At 74.7% G+C, this 20,176-nt stretch carries 21 protein-coding genes; 8 read left to right on the forward strand and 13 right to left on the reverse strand.

Going from position 1 to position 20,176, the window contains the following annotated elements:
- Positions 1–118: 118 nt before the first annotated feature.
- Positions 119–1,273, forward strand: a complete 1,155-nt coding sequence (locus FHS37_RS10475) for a sugar ABC transporter substrate-binding protein (protein ID WP_373304256.1) — start codon at positions 119–121, stop codon at positions 1,271–1,273.
- Positions 1,274–1,344: 71 nt separating this feature from the next.
- On the opposite strand, the gene FHS37_RS10480 is transcribed toward FHS37_RS10475, so the two are convergent.
- From FHS37_RS10480 to FHS37_RS10510, 7 genes are all read right to left on the reverse strand, one after another.
- Positions 1,345–1,704, reverse strand: a complete 360-nt coding sequence (locus FHS37_RS10480; RefSeq protein ID WP_184819393.1) for a GvpU-like protein — start codon at positions 1,702–1,704, stop codon at positions 1,345–1,347.
- A 105-nt stretch (positions 1,705–1,809) separates the two neighbouring features.
- A complete protein-coding gene (locus FHS37_RS10485) occupies positions 1,810–3,372 on the reverse strand; it encodes a right-handed parallel beta-helix repeat-containing protein (protein ID WP_184819395.1) in 1,563 nt (520 codons plus the stop codon).
- Between the two features lie 286 nt (positions 3,373–3,658).
- On the reverse strand, positions 3,659–3,847 hold the full coding sequence (locus tag FHS37_RS10490; protein ID WP_184819397.1) for a hypothetical protein: 189 nt from the start codon (positions 3,845–3,847) through the stop codon (positions 3,659–3,661).
- A gap of 412 nt (positions 3,848–4,259) precedes the next feature.
- Positions 4,260–4,940: a DUF5701 family protein gene (locus FHS37_RS10495; protein ID WP_184819399.1), complete on the reverse strand. Its 681-nt coding sequence runs from the start codon at positions 4,938–4,940 to the stop codon at positions 4,260–4,262.
- Positions 4,937–5,611 carry a CatB-related O-acetyltransferase gene (locus tag FHS37_RS10500; protein WP_184819401.1) on the reverse strand — a complete coding sequence of 225 codons (675 nt, stop codon included), beginning with the start codon at positions 5,609–5,611 and terminating at the stop codon, positions 4,937–4,939. Before FHS37_RS10500 ends, FHS37_RS10495 begins: the two co-directional genes overlap by 4 nt.
- A gap of 32 nt (positions 5,612–5,643) precedes the next feature.
- The gene (locus FHS37_RS10505; protein WP_184819402.1) at positions 5,644–6,699 is read right to left on the reverse strand and encodes a LysR family transcriptional regulator; all 1,056 of its coding nucleotides are present in this window, start codon (positions 6,697–6,699) and stop codon (positions 5,644–5,646) included.
- A gap of 33 nt (positions 6,700–6,732) precedes the next feature.
- The gene (locus tag FHS37_RS10510; protein ID WP_229889976.1) at positions 6,733–7,437 is read right to left on the reverse strand and encodes a flavin reductase family protein; all 705 of its coding nucleotides are present in this window, start codon (positions 7,435–7,437) and stop codon (positions 6,733–6,735) included.
- Between the two features lie 187 nt (positions 7,438–7,624).
- On the opposite strand from FHS37_RS10510, the gene FHS37_RS10515 reads away from it, so the two are divergent.
- Positions 7,625–8,140: a hypothetical protein gene (locus FHS37_RS10515; protein ID WP_229889975.1), complete on the forward strand. Its 516-nt coding sequence runs from the start codon at positions 7,625–7,627 to the stop codon at positions 8,138–8,140.
- 375 nt (positions 8,141–8,515) lie between these two features.
- Here the strand turns inward: FHS37_RS10515 and FHS37_RS10520 are convergent, their stop codons facing one another.
- A complete protein-coding gene (locus FHS37_RS10520; protein ID WP_184819404.1) occupies positions 8,516–8,737 on the reverse strand; it encodes a hypothetical protein in 222 nt (73 codons plus the stop codon).
- Between the two features lie 339 nt (positions 8,738–9,076).
- Between FHS37_RS10520 and FHS37_RS10525 the strand changes: the two genes are divergently transcribed.
- Positions 9,077–9,628, forward strand: coding sequence for a DUF2087 domain-containing protein (locus tag FHS37_RS10525; protein ID WP_184819406.1), 552 nt, complete (start codon positions 9,077–9,079; stop codon positions 9,626–9,628).
- A gap of 53 nt (positions 9,629–9,681) precedes the next feature.
- Here FHS37_RS10525 and FHS37_RS10530 read toward each other — a convergent pair whose 3' ends face one another.
- Positions 9,682–10,188, reverse strand: a complete 507-nt coding sequence (locus FHS37_RS10530; protein ID WP_184819409.1) for a VOC family protein — start codon at positions 10,186–10,188, stop codon at positions 9,682–9,684.
- 187 nt (positions 10,189–10,375) lie between these two features.
- A complete protein-coding gene (locus FHS37_RS10535; protein WP_184819411.1) occupies positions 10,376–11,671 on the reverse strand; it encodes a DUF1479 domain-containing protein in 1,296 nt (431 codons plus the stop codon).
- A 96-nt stretch (positions 11,672–11,767) separates the two neighbouring features.
- Between FHS37_RS10535 and FHS37_RS10540 the strand changes: the two genes are divergently transcribed.
- Positions 11,768–12,910 (forward strand): ROK family transcriptional regulator, encoded by a 1,143-nt coding sequence (locus FHS37_RS10540; RefSeq protein WP_184819413.1) that lies wholly within the window; start codon positions 11,768–11,770, stop codon positions 12,908–12,910.
- A gap of 35 nt (positions 12,911–12,945) precedes the next feature.
- Here the strand turns inward: FHS37_RS10540 and FHS37_RS10545 are convergent, their stop codons facing one another.
- Complete coding sequence (locus tag FHS37_RS10545; protein ID WP_184819414.1) at positions 12,946–13,584, reverse strand: response regulator; 639 nt, start codon at positions 13,582–13,584, stop codon at positions 12,946–12,948.
- Positions 13,581–14,807 carry a sensor histidine kinase gene (locus FHS37_RS10550; protein ID WP_229889985.1) on the reverse strand — a complete coding sequence of 409 codons (1,227 nt, stop codon included), beginning with the start codon at positions 14,805–14,807 and terminating at the stop codon, positions 13,581–13,583. Before FHS37_RS10550 ends, FHS37_RS10545 begins: the two co-directional genes overlap by 4 nt.
- 233 nt (positions 14,808–15,040) lie before the next feature.
- Between FHS37_RS10550 and FHS37_RS10555 the strand changes: the two genes are divergently transcribed.
- The 4 genes from FHS37_RS10555 to FHS37_RS10570 all read left to right on the forward strand — a co-directional run bounded on the left by FHS37_RS10555 (position 15,041) and on the right by FHS37_RS10570 (position 19,340).
- Positions 15,041–16,132 (forward strand): ABC transporter permease, encoded by a 1,092-nt coding sequence (locus FHS37_RS10555; protein ID WP_184819419.1) that lies wholly within the window; start codon positions 15,041–15,043, stop codon positions 16,130–16,132.
- Positions 16,129–16,812 carry an ABC transporter ATP-binding protein gene (locus FHS37_RS10560; protein WP_184819421.1) on the forward strand — a complete coding sequence of 228 codons (684 nt, stop codon included), beginning with the start codon at positions 16,129–16,131 and terminating at the stop codon, positions 16,810–16,812. Before FHS37_RS10555 ends, FHS37_RS10560 begins: the two co-directional genes overlap by 4 nt.
- Positions 16,813–17,074: 262 nt before the next feature.
- Entirely contained in the window at positions 17,075–18,019 is a 945-nt protein-coding gene (sigJ, locus tag FHS37_RS10565) for an RNA polymerase sigma factor SigJ (RefSeq protein ID WP_184819423.1), read from the forward strand.
- 112 nt (positions 18,020–18,131) lie between these two features.
- Positions 18,132–19,340 carry an NAD(P)/FAD-dependent oxidoreductase gene (locus FHS37_RS10570; RefSeq protein WP_184819425.1) on the forward strand — a complete coding sequence of 403 codons (1,209 nt, stop codon included), beginning with the start codon at positions 18,132–18,134 and terminating at the stop codon, positions 19,338–19,340.
- A gap of 245 nt (positions 19,341–19,585) precedes the next feature.
- Here FHS37_RS10570 and FHS37_RS10575 read toward each other — a convergent pair whose 3' ends face one another.
- Positions 19,586–20,176 carry a CGNR zinc finger domain-containing protein gene (locus FHS37_RS10575; RefSeq protein WP_184819427.1) on the reverse strand — a complete coding sequence of 197 codons (591 nt, stop codon included), beginning with the start codon at positions 20,174–20,176 and terminating at the stop codon, positions 19,586–19,588.

Here is a 20,176-nt window from a genome sequence, read left to right on the forward strand (position 1 = left end):
CCGTGAGCACCTGCGTCACCGGGGCGCACCACGGCCCCTGCCGGTGGCCAAGGGCCGAGCTCACACGGCAGGTTGAGGGCAGCACTCCCACCCCCACCGCACAGTGAAGGCACCCGCCGTGAACCCGCGCACCCCCCACACGCACCGCACCCCCCGCACCACCGCCACCGCACGTCGCTCCGCCGTGGCCCTGACCGCCGTCCTGTCGGCCCTCTCGCTCTCCGCGTGCGGGGTCCTCGGCGGGGCCGGCGACGACGCGCCGGCCGCGTCGGCCAGGAACGACATCACCGTGGGCCTGCTGCTGCCCGACCGGGACACGGAGCGCTTCGAGAAGTTCGACCGCCCCCTCATAGAGGAGCGGGTCCTCGAACTCACCGACCGGCAGGGCGAGGTCGCCCACGCGAACGCCGGGGGGAGCGCGGAGAAGCAGAGCGAGCAGTTCGGGGAACTGGTCGCCGACGGGGTCGACGTGATCCTGGTGGACGCGGTGGACGCCGGGGCCATCGCGCCCGCCGTGGAGAAGGCCGAGGACGCGGGCATCCCCGTCATCGCCTACGACCGTCTCGCCGAGGGACCGGTCGACGCGTACGTCTCGCACGACAACGAACTCGTCGGCGAGCTGCAGGGCCGCGCGCTCGTGAGCGCCCTCGGCGCCGGGGCCGAGGGCAGCAAGGTCGTGATGATGAACGGCGAGCCGACGGACCCCAACACGGCCCTGTTCAAGAAGGGCGCGCTCGGCGAACTGGACGGCAGGGTGGACATCGCCGCGTCGTACGACACGAGGAAGTGGCTGCCGCGGGTCGCCGAGGAGAACATGCGCAAGGCGATCCGGGCCGTGGGGGCCGACGACATCGCCGCGGTCTACGCGGCGAACGACGGCGTGGCCGGCGCCGTCATCGAGGCGATGGAGGAGGCGGGCGTGACCGACATCCCGCCGGTGACCGGGCAGGACGCGGACCTGGCGGCGGTGCGGCGGATCGTCTCGGGCGAGCAGCACATGACGGTGTACAAGTCGTTCCTGCTGGAGGCGCAGGGCGCCGCCGACATGGCGGTGGCCAGGGCCCGGGGCCGCGACATCACGTTCGACGCGCTGACCCGGGACCGGGTGGACAGCCGGACGCGGCGGGACATCCCGGCGATGCTGGTCCCGGTCGTCGCCCTCACCGCGGACAACATCGAGGACACGGTGGTCCGGGACGGCGTCCACACCGTCGAGGACATCTGCACGGCGGCGTACGCCGCGGCCTGCGCGGAGATCGGCCTGACGCCGTAGCCGTCACCCGGTTCCGGACGTCACCCGGTTCCGGACGTCATCCGGTTCCGGACGTCACCCGGTTCCGGACGTCACTCGTCGGAGTACCCGATGGCCCCCACGGTCCACGCGCTCACCTCGGAGATCGCGACGCGGTACATGCCGCCGGTGTCCGGGATGCCGTAGCTCCCCTGGAGGATCTTGGCGACGTGGAAGTGGAGGTGGGTGGGCGGGGCGGCGCGCTCGGCGGACGCGGTGAACGGCGCGGCGAAGTGCCCCAGCCGCTCGGAGTCCCGCAGCACCTCGGCCACGCGCTCCCGCCACATGGCCTCGGGCGCCAGCCGTCCCGTGATGACGGCGCCGGGGACCACCACGGTGAGGGACATCTGACTGTCCTGCTCCGTCTCCACCATCGCGGCGATGCCGACGAGCAGACCATCAGGGTGCGACATGGTGGAAGAGCGTAGCCGAACACGGGCACGACACGGGGAAGGAACACCGACCCCGCCGGCCCGTGGACGGGCCGGCGGGGTCGGGGAGGTCACCGCCGGACGGCGTCAGCCGAAGGTGACGACCAGTCGGCCGTCCGCGGCGAAGGACCAGTTCAGGGCGCCGGAGTAGGCGGCGCACCGGGAGCCGTTGGCGCCGGTCCAGAACTGGTTCGAGCCGTCGGCGTTGCCCACGGTCTTGTCGTTGGACCCGTCGTCGCCGCGGCACGAGGTGTTGCCGCGGAACACCGACGTGCCGGCGTCGAACGAGAAGTTGCGTTCGGCGTTGTCGATGCTGATGTTGTCCGACACCGTCATCGTGCCCGGGTTCCGGTTGTAGGTGAACCCGTGCTTGCCGTTGGCGTAGGCGATGCTGCGCCGGACGACGTGGTCGACCTCGATGTCCTCGCCGCCGAGCTTGTAGCCGTTGCGGTCACCGCTGGAGTTCTGGGTGCCGTCGGAGAGGGTGCCGTTCTCGTGGGCGAGGGAGTCCTCGATGGTCACCGCGCCGATGGGGCCGGTGTCCGACTTGGTGTAGAGGTCCCAGCCGTCGTCGATGTTGTTGTGGGCCACGGCGTGGCGGAAGACGTTCCCGGGACCGGAGGTGAGCTTGGCGGCGAAGCCGTCGGCGTCCTCGCCGTCGGAGTCGGCGTTGTCGTGCGACTCCGCGCTCAGGATGAGGTTGTTCGACGGCCACCGGTCGCGCGGCGTGTCGGAGGTCATCCGGGAGAGCTGCAGTCCGGTGTCGCGGTTGAAGCGCGTCACCGTGCGCTCGATGACGTTGTGGCTGCCGCCGACGAAGATGCCGTTGTCCCCGGCACGCTCGACGACGAGGCCCTTGACGTGCCAGTACGACCCGTTCACGGCGAGCCCGCGGTTCGACGGACTCTCGCTCTGCGCCGAGAAGTTCAGCACGGGCGTCTCGCCCGGGTAGGCGGTGAGCTCGGTGCGGTCGCCCGCGGTGCCGTCGTTGCCCGCGGGGATGGTCACCGTCTGGCTGTGGTGGTAGGTGCCGCCGCGCAGGTAGATCGTCCCGCCGGGGGTGACGCGGTCGATCGCCGAGGTGAGCGTCGTCGGGTCGGACTGCGTGCCGGACGCGTCGGCCCGGCCGCCCGGTGCCACGTGGAGCACGGGGCCGGTCGGTGGCGGGGTGGTCGTGCCGCCGCTCGTCTCCACGTCGATGTGGTCGATGTTGGGCAGCCCGGACGAGGACGTCGGGCTGAACCGGATGGTGTTGCCGCCCGACCGCACGGGCACGGTGAGCGTCTTCGTCATCCAGGTGTCCCACGCGCCGGTGCTCTCGAAGGAGGCGGACGCGGCCGTGGTGCCGTTCACGACGATGTCCGCGCTCCGTGCGCCGCCGGTGCCGTTGGCGAACCGCACGTGGACGGTCGCCGTGCCGGCGGCGGGGGCGTTCACGGTGAACTGGGCGTGTCCGCCGGTGCTGTTGGTGCCGTTGCAGAAACCGCTGCCGGAGAAGCCGGACCAGTCGGAGTCGATGGTTCCGGTGCAGACCGCCGAGGACCCCTCGGCCTCGTACCGCACGGACGCGGCCTGCGCGGTGGTGCCGGACAGCGCGACGAGCGTGCCGGCCAGCAGGCCGGCGCACGCGAGGGCGGGTCTCAAGTGCATCGTTCGTCTCCAGGTTCGGTCGGCTGGTCGGACGACGGGAGGGCCGTCCGGACTGCCCGCGTGCTTCTGGGCGCTGTCATCGCGTCAGCGGGCTGAACGGTTCGGTCGTCCGAAGATGGCAGAAAGCGCTTTCTCGGGACCGTAGGGCCTTGCTGTGGACGCGTCAAGAGATCCGTCTCTGAATTCGATTCACGTATATGAACGACAAGGGTGGCGTCCGGACCCGCCCGGAACCCGCCCGGAACCCCCGGACGACGACCGCGCCCTCCGTGCCGCTCCCGCGGCCCTACCGCTTCTGCGCCCGGTACCGCTTCATCAGCTCACCGACCCGCGCCGGGTCCTTCCGGCCGTTCAGTTCGGTCAGGAGGTCGTCGGGGCACAGCTCGTACAGGTCGCCCCACCAGCGGCGTCCCCGGTTGTCCCAGATCCGGTAACCGCCCGGCACCCCCCGGGCGACGTAGCGTCGCCTGCCCACCGTCCCCCCTGTCCCGGCACCGCGCGCGCCGTTCCCTCCCGCCCGGCCACCGGGGCGTTCCGCCCCGGACCCTACGGGGTCCGGGGTCGTCCGGCGAGGCGATGTGCGGCTGCGCACCCGGCCCGACCCGCGTGTTGCGGCGCCCCGCGCTCGCCCGGGGCGCCGCAACCGCGTTGAAGCCGTTCCGCGTCCCCGGCCGCACGCTCCACGGCACGACGACGAACCGCGAACCCGTGGTCGCGGCCGCCGGTGCCCGTCGGCGTGCCCACGGCCGGTCCGGCGTCGAGCCGCACCCGGTGCGCGGGTCCTCCGCGAGCGGCGCCGGCGGCCCGCTCAGCCGGGGTGCGGTGATCTCCCGCCCGCGAGGGGCGACTCGGACCGACGGCGTCGACTCGACTGTCGCACCGGGGAGTCAGGCACCAGGGGGCGCCGCGTGCGCGGCCCGGCGACCGGCGGCGGAGGCCATGCCGAGCCAGGTGTGCGGGTTGCCCTCCCAGCACCATCCCAGCTTCGGCGCCTTCTGGCTGATCCAGATCGCGGGCACGCGGCGGTCCCCGGACCGCGAACCACCGAGCGAGAAGCACTTGTTCTTCACCAGGACCTGGGGGAAGTGCGTGAGCAGCGCGATGCCCTCCTCGATGGTGAGCAGGGTCCGCCCGCGCCCGGCGACGGTGGCCATCGCCTCGCGCGGTACGGCGCCGCAGAACTCCTCGCCGCGTTCGACACCGAGCAGCAGGTACGCCTGCGGATCGGGCAGTTCCGCCTCCGGCACGGCGACGAAACGCCCGAGGGAACCGGGCTCGAAGGAGCGGTCGACGAACCCGGGCAGCTTCCCGCCGTGCAGGGCGGTGCGGGGCATCGTCTCCTCGATCGGGGCGAGTTCGCGGGTGACGACCAGGACGAACGGCACGCGACCGGACCCGGGGTCGTGGGCGTGCTCCGTGTCCGACGCCGCCGCCAGGGCGGTGGCGCGCAGGGGGGCCAGCCGCTCGGCGAACCGCTCCGGGGTGAGGCCGGACAGCTCCGGGTAGCCGAGCCCGGTGAGCGTGCGGACCTGCCGGTCGAACTCGGCGGCCGGGTCGAGGGCGGTCATGCGGGGTCCTTCCGTTCGGTGTGTGCGCGCCGCCCGGCGGCGACGGCCTCGATCTCGGCCGGGGTGCCGGACATGATCGTCCGCACGTGCTCGGTGACGAGTCCGACGGGCCAGTCCCACCAGGCGGCGCGCCGCAGCCGCGCGACGTCCTCGTCGTCGTACCGCCGCTTGATGGTGCGGGCCGGGTTGCCGCCGACGACCGTGTACGGCGGCACGTCGGAGGTGACGACGGCCCCGGTGGCGATGACCGCTCCGTCGCCGATCGTCACCCCCGGCATGACGGTGACGCCGTACCCGAACCACACGTCGTTGCCGACGACGGTGTCACCGCGGCTCGGCATCGACGTGACGATGTCGAGCGTCCGTTCCGCCCAGGCACCGCCGAACATCGTGAACGGGAAGGTGGACACCCCGAGCGTGGGGTGCTCGGCGCCCGCCATGAGGAAGCGGGTGCCGGTGGCGAGGGCGCAGTACTTGCCGATGACGAGGCGCTCGGGGCCGTAGGCGTACAGCACGTTGCGGCGCTCGAACTCCTCGGCGCCGTCCGGGTCGTCGTAGTAGGTGAACGCGCCGATCTCGATGCGCGGGTCGGTGACCAGGGGCTTGAGGAGCACCACGCGCCTGTGCTCCGGCAGGGGGTGCGGCACGGTCGGGTCGGGAATCGTGGACATGACCCGCACGATCCCCGACCCGGGCCGGGGGATCAACGACGGGTTCGGGAACGATCCATAACCCCCGGCTTATCGATCGGCACCGGCTCGGTGCGCACGCCCACCGTCCGCACCCGGCCGCTCCGCGTCCGGCCGCCCCTCCGCCCCGCGTCCCGCCGGCTCCGGCTCGCCGCGCCGGGCGGCAGGTCCGCGGGGCGCTCGGCGAGCGCGTCCTCGGCGGCCGAGACGAAGGCCCGGACCAGCGGTGTCGCACCGGCGGTGCGCCACACCAGGGCCCACTCGCCCAGCGGGGCGTCGCGGATGGGCAGGTAGACGATGTCCGGCCAGGGGTAGTAGTGGGCGGCCTCGGCCTGGATCGGCGTGACGACCTCGCCGGACGCCACCACGGCGAGGCACTCCTGCCACACGGTGACCGGCGGTCCGCCGCGCCGGACGGGCCGCCCGGACGGCGTCCGGGCCGGCAGCATCGCCTCCAGGTGGTAGGCGGGGATCGGCGCGCCGTCGTGCGGCCGGGTCACCAGGTGGTCGCCCAGGTCCTCCATCTCCACCGACTCGCGCCCCGCGAGCGGATGGGACGCGCCGGCCATCATCACCAGCGGCCGGGAGCGCAGCACCGGCCCGACGGTGAGGTCCGGTTCGCGCACCGGCAGCCAGAGCACCGCCAGATCGACCTCCTCCCGGCGCAGGGGCCCGAAGGGGTCGCTGCCGTGCATCTCCCTGAAGGACAGGACGCACGCCGGGTGCCGGGCCCGGAACAGGCCGGTGACGTCGGCGATGTCGTGGGCCAGGGCGCCCATCGTGCCCAGCACGAGGCCGCCCGAAGCGCCCCGGGCGGCCTCGGTCGCGGCGGTGACACCGGCGCGGATGCGCTCGTAGCCGGCCGCGAGGTCCTCGCGGAGCCGGGCACCGATCCCGGTCAGGGCCACGTGCCTGCTGGTCCGCTCGAAGAGCGCGGCACCGATGTGCCGTTCCTGCTTGGCGATGGCCTGGCTGACGCGGGCCTGCGTGATGTGCAGCCGCTCGGCCGTCCGCCCGAAGTGCAGTTCCTCCGCCAGAGTCAGGAAGATCTCGATGTCCCGCAGCTCCACGCCACCCTCCCCGTCAGCGGCGCACCCACCCGATCACCGCGCCGCCCACGACGGTAACCGCACCGCCCGTCGGCGTTCCGGCTCCCCGTACGTCAGCGGGGGGGCGGACGCGGTACGGGGGGTGGTGGTCCCGGCGGTCTCCGAGCGGAAGCCGTGGCCGACCTCCGGCGCGAGACCGTGGTAGTGGCGGAAGTTGTAGATGAGGGGGCTCCACACCGCGGGGTCGATGTGGTGGGTGCCCGGCACGACGATGCGTTCGTCGGCGTGGACCCGCAGCACGTCGCACTCGACGCTGAAGAAGAGACCCGCTCCGCCGGGCGTCATGGCGCGGACGCGCGCCTCCAGCTGCAGGGCGCACTCGGCGACCCGCGGCGGCTTCACCAGGTCGGAGCCGGCCGGGGTGAGCCCGGCCGCGGCGAACTTGTCCCGCTCGTACCGGTAGACCGCCCGCTTGGCCTCCGGCACCGGGTCGGCCCCGGTGAGCGGGGCGAGGCGCTCCACGTGCTCCCACAGCTCCGGTGACGCCACGTTGACCACCAGCTCCGGGCGTTCGGCGAGGTTGCGCGCGGTCCGGCTCTCGGTGCCCAGTCCCAGGACGACGTGCTGTCCCAGCGCCCAGGCGGAGGAGATCGGGGCGAGGTTGACGGTGCCGTCGCCGTTCTCGGTGGTCAGCAGGACCACGGGGGTGCCGAAGTAGAGGATGCTCGGTCGGACCACTCGGTGGGTGTCGATCTTCATGGCTCAGGACGCTAGGGGCGGAACGCTTCGGCGCGCGTCGAAGCGTCGTCCGCCGGGCCGCGCCGTGGCCTTCGCCCGCCTCCGCTCCGCCCGCCCGGGCTCCCGAACGGCTCAGGGGCGGCAACGGCCGAACCGGTGGCTGTAGCCTGCCGGGCAGGCGGGGACGGGATCCGGCATCGGGGGACGCATGAGGACGGGACCGCCCGGCTCGTCCGGGCCGGGCGGCGCGTCACCGGGACGTCTCCGCCGGGCGGCGCGTCACCTCGGCGCCGCGCACCTGAGCGGTGCGGTCCTGCTGTTCACCTACGTCGTCCCTCCGGCCTGGTCCCTGGACGTCTACGGCGCGGCACCGGCCGGTGACCCTTCGGCGGACACACCCCCGTTCGTGATCTGGGCGGTGCTGCTTCTGCACTGCGCGGGTTTCCACCTGCTCGTGCAGATCCCGTCCGGCCTGCTGGGCACGAGGCTGGGCCGAGGCCGTGGCGGCCTCGTCGCCTACGCCTCGGCCCTGGCGATCGCGGGACTCCTGACGGCCCTGGCCTCGTGGGCGGTCCTGCGGCCGGAGGACGCCGGCGGGTTCGTCCCGTGGTGGGCGGACTTCATGGCGCGCGGCGCGCTCGGCCTGGCGGGCTACGGGTGGGTGACCCGGGGGCCACGGAAGGACCCGGCGGTCTCCTCCGCGCGTACCGTGCGCGAGCTGTGACGTCGCCGTACGGAGGACGCGGAGTGCGGGCCGTCGCGACCGGGACCGGACGCGACGGAAACCGGGACGGCCGCACTCCTCGCCGCGGCACCGCGGACGGCCCGTGGGCGTCCGCCGGAACCGCCGCTAGGAGGCCCCGGACCGCGCCGCACGCGCGCCCGGGGTGGGCTCCTGCGCGTCCTCGGAGCAGGGGATCCCGTCTTCCGCGAAGTCCGGGGCCTGGAAGGGGTGGGTCGTCGGAGGCGGCGGCACCGCGGTGGAACGGCGGGGGTGCCCCTCCAGGGCGGAGAACAGCGATGTCGGGTCGATGAGAGGTCTGCCTTTCCTTGCAGGCCCCTGAGGGGGCCTGGTGCGCCGTGACCGGGCGCAGCGGTCCTACAGCTTGGTCATCTTGGCGTACGGGCTCGAGATCCGGATGCGCGCCGAGCCGAAGTCCACGAGCGCCGCGACTCCGTCCTCGATGCCGATCACCCGGCCGAGACCGTACGTGTCGTGGGTGACTTGGTCGCCCATGGAGAAGTGCTTGGGAGCCGGTGTGGCCGGGGCCTTGAAGGGGCTGGTGGGCAGATGACGCTTCGGTGCCACAGGCTTTGTCATGACTCAGTATGAGCCCACGTGTGTCCCGTTCGCTGTGGCCGTCGGCACAGATCCGGACGGGAACGACCGCGTCACGCCGCTGACCTGGTGTTTCGGGACCGACGAATTCCTGCACCCGGCACGGCCGGGACACGGACCTCGGCCACCGCCGGACCGTGCCGCCGACCGGAGCAGGCCGCGGTCGGCCCGTGACGCTCTTCGCCGCCGTCGCGCTCGGGGCGCCGGCCGACGCCACGGTCACCGGCCGCACGGGGAAAATGCCGGGCGGCCGGGGCGCCGCGGAGGTAGCGTCCCCGGGGCCGGTGCGGCGGGTACCGCCCGGAAGGACGGAGACGGGACATGACGGCCGAGGACGTGATCGGGCTGTTCGCCGACGAGACCCGGGTACGGGTCTTCGCCGCCGTGGCGCTGGGCGCGACCGGTGCCGCCGAGGTCGCCGAGCGGACCGGGCTGCCGGCCAGGGACGTCCTCCTCGCGCTGCACCGGCTCGAGGACCGGGACGTCGTGACGGCGGGCACCGGCGGACTCGAGGTGTCCTACGCCGCCTTCCGCCGCATGGCGCGCGACGCGGCCGGACCCCGTTCCGCACAGGACCACGGCACCGGGGACGAGCGGACCGAGACGGTGCTCCGCACGTTCCTGCGCGACGGACGCCTCGTGAAGCTGCCGGCCCAGTGGGACCGGAAGAAGCTCGTCCTGCGCCACGTCGCGGAACGGACCTTCGAACCGGGCCGGCGGTACGCGGAGAAGGAGGTCGACGACCGACTGCGCACCTGGTGCGAGGGCGGCGGCACCGACCACGTGACCCTGCGCCGCTACCTCGTCGACCTGCACCACCTGCACCGCCACGGCGGCGTCTACCACCGCCCGACGGACACCGCCGCACCGTAGCCGCCGGAGCGGACGCCCCTTCGTCCCGGCCGGCCCGACGGCGGCGAAGGGCGTCACGGGCCGGCCGTCGCGGCGTGCGGCCGTCCGGCGGCCAGGCGGTGGCGGAGTTCCTCCTCCGAGACGTCCTCCAGGTGGGTCAGGAACACCCACAGGTGTCCCGAGGGGTCCTTGAGGACGACGGTGCGGTCGCCGTGGAACATGTCCTTCGGCGGCTGGACGATCTCGGCGCCCGCGGCTTCCGCGCGCTCCGCCAGCGCGTCGACGTCCGGCACGAAGACGTGCAGGGTGACGGTCGTGCCGCCGAGCCGGCCCGGCGTGGTGAAGGCGGAGGCCTCCGCCTCGTCCGTGCTCGCGTCGCCCAGCATCAGGACCGACCGCCCGACGGCGATCTCCGCGTGCAGGATCCCGCCGCCGGGGGCGTCGACCCGGAACTCCTCGCGGGCGCCGAAGGCCCGCCGGTAGAAGTCGATCGCCGTGGCGGCGTCGTCGACCATGATGTGCGGGATCACGGAGTGGCGGTAGCGGTCGGGAATCACGTTGTCGGCAGTGCGCCCGGACATGACGGACCTCCTCGAGGGGCACCACCGGTCGGTTCCGGTGGCCGTGCGAGGAACGTAGGACCTCGACTTCGGTCGAGGTCAAGGGCCGGTTCGCCGACCGGGACGCCGGCACCGGTCCCGGTGCCGGCGTCCCCTCCGCACCGGACGGCACGGAACGACCGGACGGCCCCGCCCTGCGGGTGCCGGATCAGCTCAGCCCCAGCCCCCGGCGACCGGTCTCGTTGAGCTGGTCGGCGGTGAAGCGGCCGGTCCAGGAGCGCTCGTAGTGCTCCTCGGGGAAGTCGCCCGGGCTGGAGCCGGTGGCGAAGGCCTCCCTGACGTTCGCCGCGTACTCCTCGTTGCGGGGGCACCAGGGGGCGGCGGGGATGTACATGACGTTCCCCCAGCCCTTCTGGTCCCGGACGGGGGCGACGCCGTGGACCATGTCGCAGTGCCACCAGACGGAGTCCCCGGCCCTGACGTCGGGGATCGGGGTCAGGGCCCGGTAGAGGACCGGGTGCCAGCGCTCGGTGACCGGGAAGACCTGGTTGGTGCGCACGCCGCACATGGAGTCCTCGGGGACGTCCGGCAGCAGCGGCCGCAGCAGCAGGTACGCCATGGCCTCCGGGACCGGCACGGTGTGCAGGACGCCCTGGTCGGCGTCCATGTCGGACAGGGCGGTCCAGCCCTGGAAGGTGCGGAACGCCGAGCACATGGTGGAGCCGGGGTACTGCGGCCCGGCGGTGCGGTGGGCGGCGTCCCAGGGGTCGTACCGCTCCACGTCTCCGCTGAAGAGGTGGCGGAACGCCTTCTGGTACTCCCGGGTCATCCACAGGTCGAGGGTGCCGGGATCGCAGTGGGTGCCCAGGCCGGCGGAGTCGGTGCCCGGCGGGCGGCGCCGGATGCGGTCGGGGTACAGCGCGTCGCGGTCGGGGTCGAACCACTGGGTCCCGTCGTCGTCGGTGTGCTTCCAGAACGAGTTCAGGAAGGACTGCACGGTGGCCATCCGCTCCGACTGCCGGGCCTGCATCTGGGCCTGCGACCAGTAGATCGGGTAGATCTCCGGCTTGGAGCCGACGCTGCCGAAGAAGTCGTCGCCGGGGCCGGAGTAGGTCTCGAAGAACTCGTTGCGCTCGACGTAGTCGACGATGTCGGCGTCCCAGGCCAGCGCCTGCTCGCGCGGGAAGTGGCCGCGCACGACGAGGCAGCCCCGCTTCCTGAGCTTGGCCGTCTGGGCCGGCGTCACCGTGCCCGCGGCGATCGCGTCGTAGTCCAGGACGGGCCAGACCTCCTCACCGCGCTCGCGGTCGGCCTCGATCTCGGCGACGCGCGCCTCGACGCGCCGCTCGACGGCGGCGAACACCTCCTCGACGGTACGGCCGGAGGCCTCGATGCGGGCCCGCAGGGCGGGCTTGATCTCGCGGACGGCGGCGGCGAGGTCTTCGGGGGTCCGGTCCCAGTGCGGCAAGGCGGGGGCGGGGCGCTGTCCGGCGGTGGCCGTCATCTCGGCTCCTTTGGTGAGGACTCCTAACTTGAAATGACGGTAAGCACCCGTCCGGCTTTTGGCAAGGAGTCCTTACTAAACGCCTAGGATGGCGGCATGAACCCGCCGAAGCCGTCACTGGAGCTGCTGCGGGGCCTGACGGACGAGAACGTGCTGCGCGCCCTCATGGCCCACGACCGCCTCACCCGGGCGGAGATCGCCACCCGGACCGGCATCTCCAAGCCCACCGTCTCCGAGAGCGTCCAGCGGCTCGAGGAGGCCGGACTGGTGGCCGACACCGGCGAGCGCACCACCGGGCGCGGCCGGGTCGGCTCCTACTACGCGCTCTCCCCGCGGCTCGGGACCGCCCTGGTCGCGAGCATCACCCCGCACGGCGTCGTCGCCGAGGCCGTCGACGCGCTCGGCCGTACCCACGGGCGGGTCCGTACGGATCTGGGGGCGGACGCGGGACAGGAAGCGGCCGGGCGGGCGCTCGCCGCGGCGGCGGAGGAGCTGAAGGGCCGGGTCGGGGGCCCGCTGCGGCTGGCGGTGGTGAGCGCGGCCGATCCCGTGGACCGTGCGACGGGCCGGCTGGTCCACCTGCCCGACGCCCCCTTCCTCGTGGGCGCGCTCGACCCGCCCTCCGTCCTGGCGGACGCGGTGACCGGCCCCGTCCTGGTGGACAACGACGTCAACTGGGCCGCGCGGGCCGAGTACGAGCACGGGTGCGCGCAGGGCGTCGACGACTTCGTCTACCTCCACCTCGGTGAAGGGCTCGGCTGCGCCGTGGTGAGCGACGGCGTCGTGCGCCGGGGACACCGCGGGCTCGTCGGGGAGATCGCCCACCTGTGCACCGCGGGGCCGGACGGGCAGGCCATGGCGTTCACCGAGGTGTTCGCCGCGCTGGGCCTGCGCCGGCCCGCCTCCACCGCCGTCGACGTGCCGAAGCTGCTCGAGGTCCTCGAGGGCCGGGACGCCGGGGCCGACCGGGTCCGCGCGGCGCTGGCGCGCGCCGTCGGCGGCGTCCTGTCGGCCGCCGTCTCCCTCGCGGACCCGGAGACCGTCGTCGTCGGCGGGACGTGGGGGGCCCACCCCCGCATGATCACCGCGGTCGAGGAGCACTTCCGGCGCACGCCGCGCCCCGTCCCCCTCGGTGCGGCCGTGCTGACCCTGCCCGAACTGACCGGAGCGCGCGCCCGTGCGGTCGACGAGTTCCGCTCCCTCGTCGTCCGGTCCGCCCGTCCCGCGGCGCACGGGTGACCGCGCCGCCTCCGCCGGCCGGGCCGCGACGCCGTTCAGCGACGGATGAGGCCGAGGCCGGTGGCGGTGGCGACGGCGGCGGTGCGCGAGTCGACGCCGAGCTTGGCGTAGACGCGGGCCAGGTGGGACTTGACGGTGCCCTCGGTCAGGTGGAGCCGGTGGGCGACGGCCTGGTTGGACAGGCCCTCGGCGACCAGGGCGAGGACTTCGGTCTCGCGCCGGGTCAGGGAGGTGCCCGGGGTGCGCAGCCGGTGCATGAGCCGGTCGGCGACCGCGGGGGCCAGGGTGGTGCGTCCGGCGGCGGCGGTGCGTACGGCGGCGGCCAGGTCCTCGGGAGGGGCGTCCTTGAGGAGGTAGCCGGTGGCGCCGGCCTCGATGGCGGGCAGGGTGTCGGCGTCCGAGTCGTAGGTGGTGACGACCAGGACGCGGGGGGCGCCCGGGCGGGCGGTGATCCGGGCGGTGGCCTCGGCGCCGCCCATCCCCTTGCCGAACTGCAGGTCCATCAGCACGACGTCGACGTCGCCCGCGGCGGCGCGGGCGACGGCCTCCTCGGCGGTGGCGGCCTCGGCCACCACGGTGAGGCCGGGTTCGGTCTCCAGCACGGCGCGCAGCCCGGCCCGTACCACGGGGTGGTCGTCGGCCAGGAGGAGGCGGACGGGGGTGTCGTCGGTCACGGGCGGGCCTCGGTGTCGGTCGCGGTTCCGGTCCTGGTCTCGGGCCCGGCGGGGGAGAGGGGCAGTCGGGCGGTCAGGGCGGTGCCCCGGCCGGGGGCGGACACGAGGGTGAGGGTGCCGCCGAGCGCGTCCACGCGGGCGCGCATGGCGGCCAGGCCGAAGCCGCCGCTCCCGGGGTCGGGCTCGGGCAGCCGGCCGGGGTCGAAGCCGGCGCCGTCGTCGACGACGTCGAGGGCGACGTGCTCGCCGAGGTAGCCGAGGGCGACCTCGGCGGTGCCGGCGTGGGCGTGGCGGACGGTGTTGCCGAGGGCGGACTGGGCGACGCGCAGCAGGGCCACCTCGTGCGCGGTCGGCAGCGGGACCGGGTCGCCGGTGAGGCGGAAGCGCGCGGTGAGCCGGTGCCGGGCGGTGGTGGTGGCGCACAGGCGGTGCAGGGCGTCGGCCAGGGTGGTGCCCTCCAGGGCCGGCGGGGCGAGGGCGGCGACGAAGCGGCGGGCCTCGGCGAGGTTGTCCACCGCGGCCTGGCGGGCCTGTTCGATGTGGCGGGCGGCGGCCTCCTGCCGGTCGGGGAGGGCCCGTTCGGCGGCGCGCAGCAGCAGCTGGATGCTGGACAGGCCCTGGGCGAGGGTGTCGTGGATCTCGCGGGCCAGGCGTTCGCGTTCGGCGAGCACCCCGGCGGTGTGCTGGGCGGTGGCGAGGTCGGCGCGGGTGGCGGTGAGCTCCTCGATCAGCCGGCGGCGCCGCTCGCTCTCCCGGTACAGGGCCTGGTAGCCCCACACGACCGCGACGGCCACGGCGGCGCCGAGCGCGGGCCCGAGGGCCATGGCCGCGCCGAAGGCGCCCCGGTGGGCGGCGAAGGCGGTGATCGCCGCCAGCGCGGTCGCGCCGACCGCGGTGAGTCCGGCGCGCCGCGGCAGCAGGTGGAGCTGGAGGAAGTACAGCGGGAAGGCGACCCAGACCCCGTCGGCGGACAGGACCAGCAGCCCCGCCCACACGGCGCCGACCGCGGCCAGCCACCAGGCGGCGGCCGGCCGGGAGCGGCGGACGCGGGGCAGGAGCGGGCCGACCGCGTGGACCAGGGCGCACGCCGCGGCCACGGCCACGACCGCCCCGGCGTGCGGACGGCCGTCGGCCACGGCCCGCCCGGCGGTCAGGGCGAGCAGGCCGACGACCAGCAGGTGCACGCACCAGGCGAGGGCCCGGGTGGTCGGGGTCGGGGTCAGGTCCGGAGCGGGGGCGGGGGCTGGGACGAGGGCCGTGGCTGAGGCGGGGGCGGGGCTGTTCACAGTCCTTCCAGCCTAAGGAGGCGGCCGTCACCGTGGCCTCCATCGAAAGGTACAACCCGCGTCGCGCCTTTCGACCCGCGAAGTGACCTCCCCCGCCGGATGTCTCCGCAGGGGGCCGGCGGCGACGGTGGGGGCACATCGTCCGCACCACCGGAAGGGGCAGGCAAGCCGTGTTCGTCGCCTGGAGGGACCTGAGGTTCGCCAAGGGGCGGTTCGCCCTGGTGGGGGCCGTCGTCGTGCTGATCACCCTGCTGGTCGGGCTGCTGTCCGGGCTGACCGCGGGGCTGGGGCGGCAGAACGTCTCCGCGATCACCGGCCTGCCCGCCGACCGCATCGCCTTCGACGCGCCCGGCGACGGACGGGACCTGTCGTACGCCGACTCCACCGTCACCGAGGAGCAGTGGCGGCACTGGGCCGGGGCCCCCGGTGTCACCGCCGCCGAACCGCTGGGCATCACCACCACCAGGGCCGTCGCCGGGAACCGGAGCGCCGGGGTCTCCGCCTTCGGCGTCCGGCCCGGATCCCCGCTGGCCCCCGACGGCGGCAGGCTCGGCGCGCACACGGCGGTGCTGTCCGCCGCGGCCGCCGACGACCTCGGCCTCGAACCCGGCGGCACCCTCACCCTGGCCGGGCGCAGGCTGACGGTGGCCGCGGTCGCGGGCGACGCCTCCTTCAGCCACACGCCCGTGATCTGGACCAGCCTCGACACCTGGCGGAGGACCGCGCCTCCCACCGGGAGCGGCAGCGGCGGCCCGACCGCGACCGTGATCGCCCTGTCCACCTCCCCCGGCGCCGACGTGGCGGCCGTCGACCGGGCCGCCGGCACGCGGACGGTCGCCAAGGACGACTCGCTGTCCGCGATCGGCTCCTACGCCTCCGAGAACGGCTCCCTGCAGCTGATGCGCGGCTTCCTGTTCGCCATCTCCGCCCTGGTCGTCGGGGCCTTCTTCACCGTGTGGACCATCCAGCGCGGCACGGACATCGCCGTCCTCAAGGCGCTCGGCGCCTCCACCGGGAGCCTGCTGCGGGACGCCCTCGGCCAGGCCGCCGTCCTGCTGACCGGCGGCACCCTGATCGGCACCGGCCTCGCCGCCGGCCTCGGGGCCCTCGTCGCCGGCGGTGCGGTGCCGTTCCTGCTCACGCCCGGCACCGTCCTGGTGCCGGCCGCGGTGACGGTCCTGCTCGGCGTGCTCGGGGCCGCCCTGTCCGTCCGCCGCATCACCTCCGTCGATCCGCTGACCGCCCTGGGGAGCGCCCGATGAGCCTGAACCTGACCGACGTCACCCTCACCTACCCCGACGGCGGGACCCGTCTGACCGCCCTGGACCGGGTCACCCTGGACGTGCCCCGGGGCAGCCTGACCGCCGTGGTCGGGCCGTCCGGGTCCGGCAAGTCCAGCCTCCTGGCCGTCGCCGCCACCCTCATCACCCCCGACGCCGGCACCGTCACCGTCGACGGCACCCCCACCACCGGCATGACCCGCGGCGAGCTGACCGAGCTGCGCCGCCACAAGGTCGGGATCGTCTTCCAGCAGCCCAACCTGCTGCCCTCCCTCACCGCCGTCGAACAACTCCAGGTCATGGCCCGGATCGACGGCCGTCCACCGAAGAAGGCCCGCGACCGGGCCGTGGAACTGCTCGAGGCCGTCGGCCTGGCCGGCCTGGCCGAACGGCGCCCCCACCAGCTCTCCGGCGGCCAGCGCCAGCGCGTCAACATCGCCCGCGCCCTGATGAACGACCCCACCGTCCTCCTGGTCGACGAACCCACCAGCGCCCTCGACCACGAACGCGGCGCCGCCGTCGTCGACCTGATCACCCGCCTCACCCACCGACGGGCCACCGCCACCGTCCTGGTCACCCACGACCGCACCCACCTCACCGCCGTCGACCGGATCGCCGAGGTCCACGACGGACGCCTCCGCCTCCCGGCGCCGACCCGCTGACGGAGCGCCGGGACGCCGGGACGTCGGGCTGTCGGGACGCCGGGGCGTCAGCCGGGACGGCCCGGCAGCACCACCGGGCGACGGCCGTGGAGTTCCCCGCTCTCGAGGCGGCGGTGGACGCGGGCGCAGCCGGCCGTCGGCCGGGGGACGGTCGACCGCCCGTGCGGCGCCGGCGCGTCGGACGGCCGGTACGGGCCGTGTGCGTGCGCCGAGTGTTCCGCGGTCGTGAAGGACGTCCGGTGCGGGGGCTAGGATCCGGGCCATGGCCCTGAGCGTGGACGACGTGGACCGGTTCATGGCCTCCAGGCCCCGTCTGGAAGCCATCGCCTACCGCCTGCTCGGCTCCGCGAGCGAGGCCGAGGACGCCGTGCAGGAGACGTTCCTGCGCTGGCAGGCCGCCGACGTCGCGCACATCGAGGTCCCCGAGGCCTGGCTGACGAAGGTGCTCACCAACCTGTGCCTCAACCAGCTGACCTCGGCCCGCGCGCGGCGCGAGACCTACGTGGGCCAGTGGCTCCCCGAGCCGCTGCTCGCCGGGGACCCGATGCTCGGCCCCGCCGACACCGCCGAGCAGCGCGAGTCGGTCTCGTACGCGGTCCTCGTCCTGCTGGAGCGCCTCTCCCCCGACGAGCGGGCGGTGTACGTCCTGCGGGAGGCCTTCGGCCACCCGCACCGGGAGATCGCCGGGATCCTCGGCATCACCGAGGCCGCCAGCCAGCAGATCCTCCACCGCGCCAGGAAGCACGTCGCGGAGGGCAGGGCCCGCACCGAGATCGACGGGGCCGCCGCCCGGCGGGTCGTCGACGAGTTCCTCGCGGCCGCCACCAGCGGCCGGACCGAGCCGCTGGTGCGGCTGCTCACCCAGGACGCCTTCGCGATCGGCGACGGCGGCGGGAAGGTCCCGGCCCGCGCCAAGCCGTTCGAGGGCGCCCTCGCGGTCGCGACGTTCCTGCGGGGCCTGTTCACCCCCGGCAAGGCCAAGCGCGCCCTGGTCGGTGGTTCGGCCGGGATCTACACCACGACCGCCAACGGCGGCCCCGCCGTCGTGGCGGTCGTCGACGGCCGGATCGTCGGCGTCATGTGCCTGGAGGTCACCGCCGAGGGCATCGCCGCGTTCCGCAACCAGGTCAACCCCGACAAGCTCGAACGCGCGACCCGGCGGTGGGCGGCCGCCGACCACGGCGAACCCCTGTTCCACGCCTTCTGACCCCGGTGGGACGCGCCGACCCCACTGTGACGCGCCTCACACCCCCTTCCTGTCAGGAAACGGCGGGCCGCCCGGTTCAAGGGGCGGATCCGCTCGAGACAGGAGTCAGGAAATGCAGCACCGCATCATCGTCCTCGGAGCCGGATACGCCGGAGCCGTCGCCGCCGGGCGCCTCGCCGGGCGGCTGCACCGCGAAGACGTCGCCGTCACCCTCGTCAACGCGGAGCCCGACTTCGTCGAGCGCGTCCGGATGCACCAGCTCGCGGTCGGCCAGGACCTCAAGCACCGCCCCCTCGACGAGATGCTCGCGGGCACCGGCGTCGAGCTGAGGCTGGCGAGGGTCACCGGCGTCGACGTCGACCGCAGGACCGTCACCGTCGTCGACGCGGGCGGCGCCGAGGGGCCGGGGACGGAGCTGGAGTACGACACCCTCGTGTACGCCCTCGGCAGCGGCTGGAACGACCAGGGCGTCCCCGGCACCGCCGAGCACGCCCACGAGATCGCCGGCCGCCCCGGAGCGCTCCGGCTGCGCGAGCGCCTGGCCCGCCTGACCGCCGGGCAGACCGTGGTCGTGGTCGGCGGCGGCCTCACCGGCCTGGAGGCCGCGGCCGAGATCGCCGAGGCCCGCCCGGACCTCGACGTCGCCCTCGCCGCCCGCGACGGCCTCGGCGACTGGCTCTCGCCCAAGGGGCGCCGGCACCTGCGGAAGGTGTTCGACGAGCTGGGCGTCACCGTGCACGAGCACACCACCGTCACCGCCGTCGAGGCCGACCGCGTCACCACCGCCGACGGCAGGTCCCTCCCGGCCGCCGTCACCGTGTGGACCACCGGCTTCGCCGTCCACCCGATCGCGCGGGCCACCGCCCTGGAGGTCACCGGCACCGGACAGATCGTGGTCGACGGGACCCTGCGCTCGGTCTCGCACCCGGACGTGTACGCCATCGGCGACGCGGCCATGGTGGCGGGCCCCGGCGGCAAGCCGCTGCGGATGTCGTGCGCCTCGGGCGTCCCCTCCGCGTGGCAGGCCGCCGACGCCATCGCGGCGCGCCTGACCGGCGGGAAGCTCCCGAAGGTGTCGCTGCGCTACTTCAACCAGTGCATCTCGCTGGGCCGCAGGGAAGGCCTGATCCAGTACGTCACCGCCGACGACCGGGCCGTCCGGGCGGCCCTGACCGGGCGGCTCGCCGCCGTGTACAAGGAGCTGGTCTGCAGGGGCGCGGCCTGGGGCGTGGCCAACCCGCTGCTCGGGATGCCGACCCGGCCCCGCCGCGTCGTACGGGAGCCGGCCCGGACGGCCGCGGCGGCCGAGGCCGCGGCCTGACCCGCACGCCGGAAGCCTGACCCGCACGCCGGAACGGGCGCCCTCGACGCACGGGCGCCCGTTCCGCTGCCGGCCCGCGCGGGCGACCGTCGTGCGGGGGCCTCGGCCGGCGTCTCCCTTCCCCGCGTCGGCGGTGACGTGCTCCGCGGAGCCGTTCCCCCGGGCGCGCCACGGGCACGGCCGCCCGTGAGACGGACGGGGACGGGGACGCCGGCCCGCCGCGTCCTGTGCGCCGGCGCCCGCGGTCACTGCTTCCGGTCGCCGGGTGCCTGCTTGTGGCGCTGGTAGTAGCGGGCGACCCGCATGCGGTTGCCGCAGCGGTCGGCCGAGCACCAGCGGCGGCGGGGGTGCGCGGGGAGGAAGAGCATCACGCAGTCGTTGGCCTCGCAGCGCTTGAGCCTGCCGATCGCGGGGTCGGTGAGCAGGTCGGCGGCGGCCTCGGCCAGGCGGGCGGCGAGGCGGACGCCGAGGGGGCCCGAGCGGCGGACGGTGGCGGTGACGGCCGTACCGCCCCAGGTCAGTTCGCGTACGGCGGGAGCGGCGCGCTGGGCGTCGGTGAGGGCGCGCAGATGGGTCTCCGCGGGTTCCGTGCCGCGCAGCAGGGCGTGCAGGACCGCTTCGACGTGGGCGCGGACGGCGTGGACGGGGGCGAGGTCGCCCTCCGCCGGCTCCGGGTCGCCGGCCTCTCCGTGCAGGCGGTCGCCCTCCAGGGCCAGCCAGGCGGCGAGCCGCTGCGGGGTGTCGAGCAGGTCCGTACGGCCCTCGCCGTCCGCCGGGCGGGTGTTGACGAGGTCGATGGCCAGGGGTTCACCGGTCAGCGGCTCACTGTCACGCAT

Source organism: Streptomyces griseomycini (assembly GCF_014203535.1).
Lineage (GTDB): Bacteria > Actinomycetota > Actinomycetes > Streptomycetales > Streptomycetaceae > Streptomyces > Streptomyces griseomycini.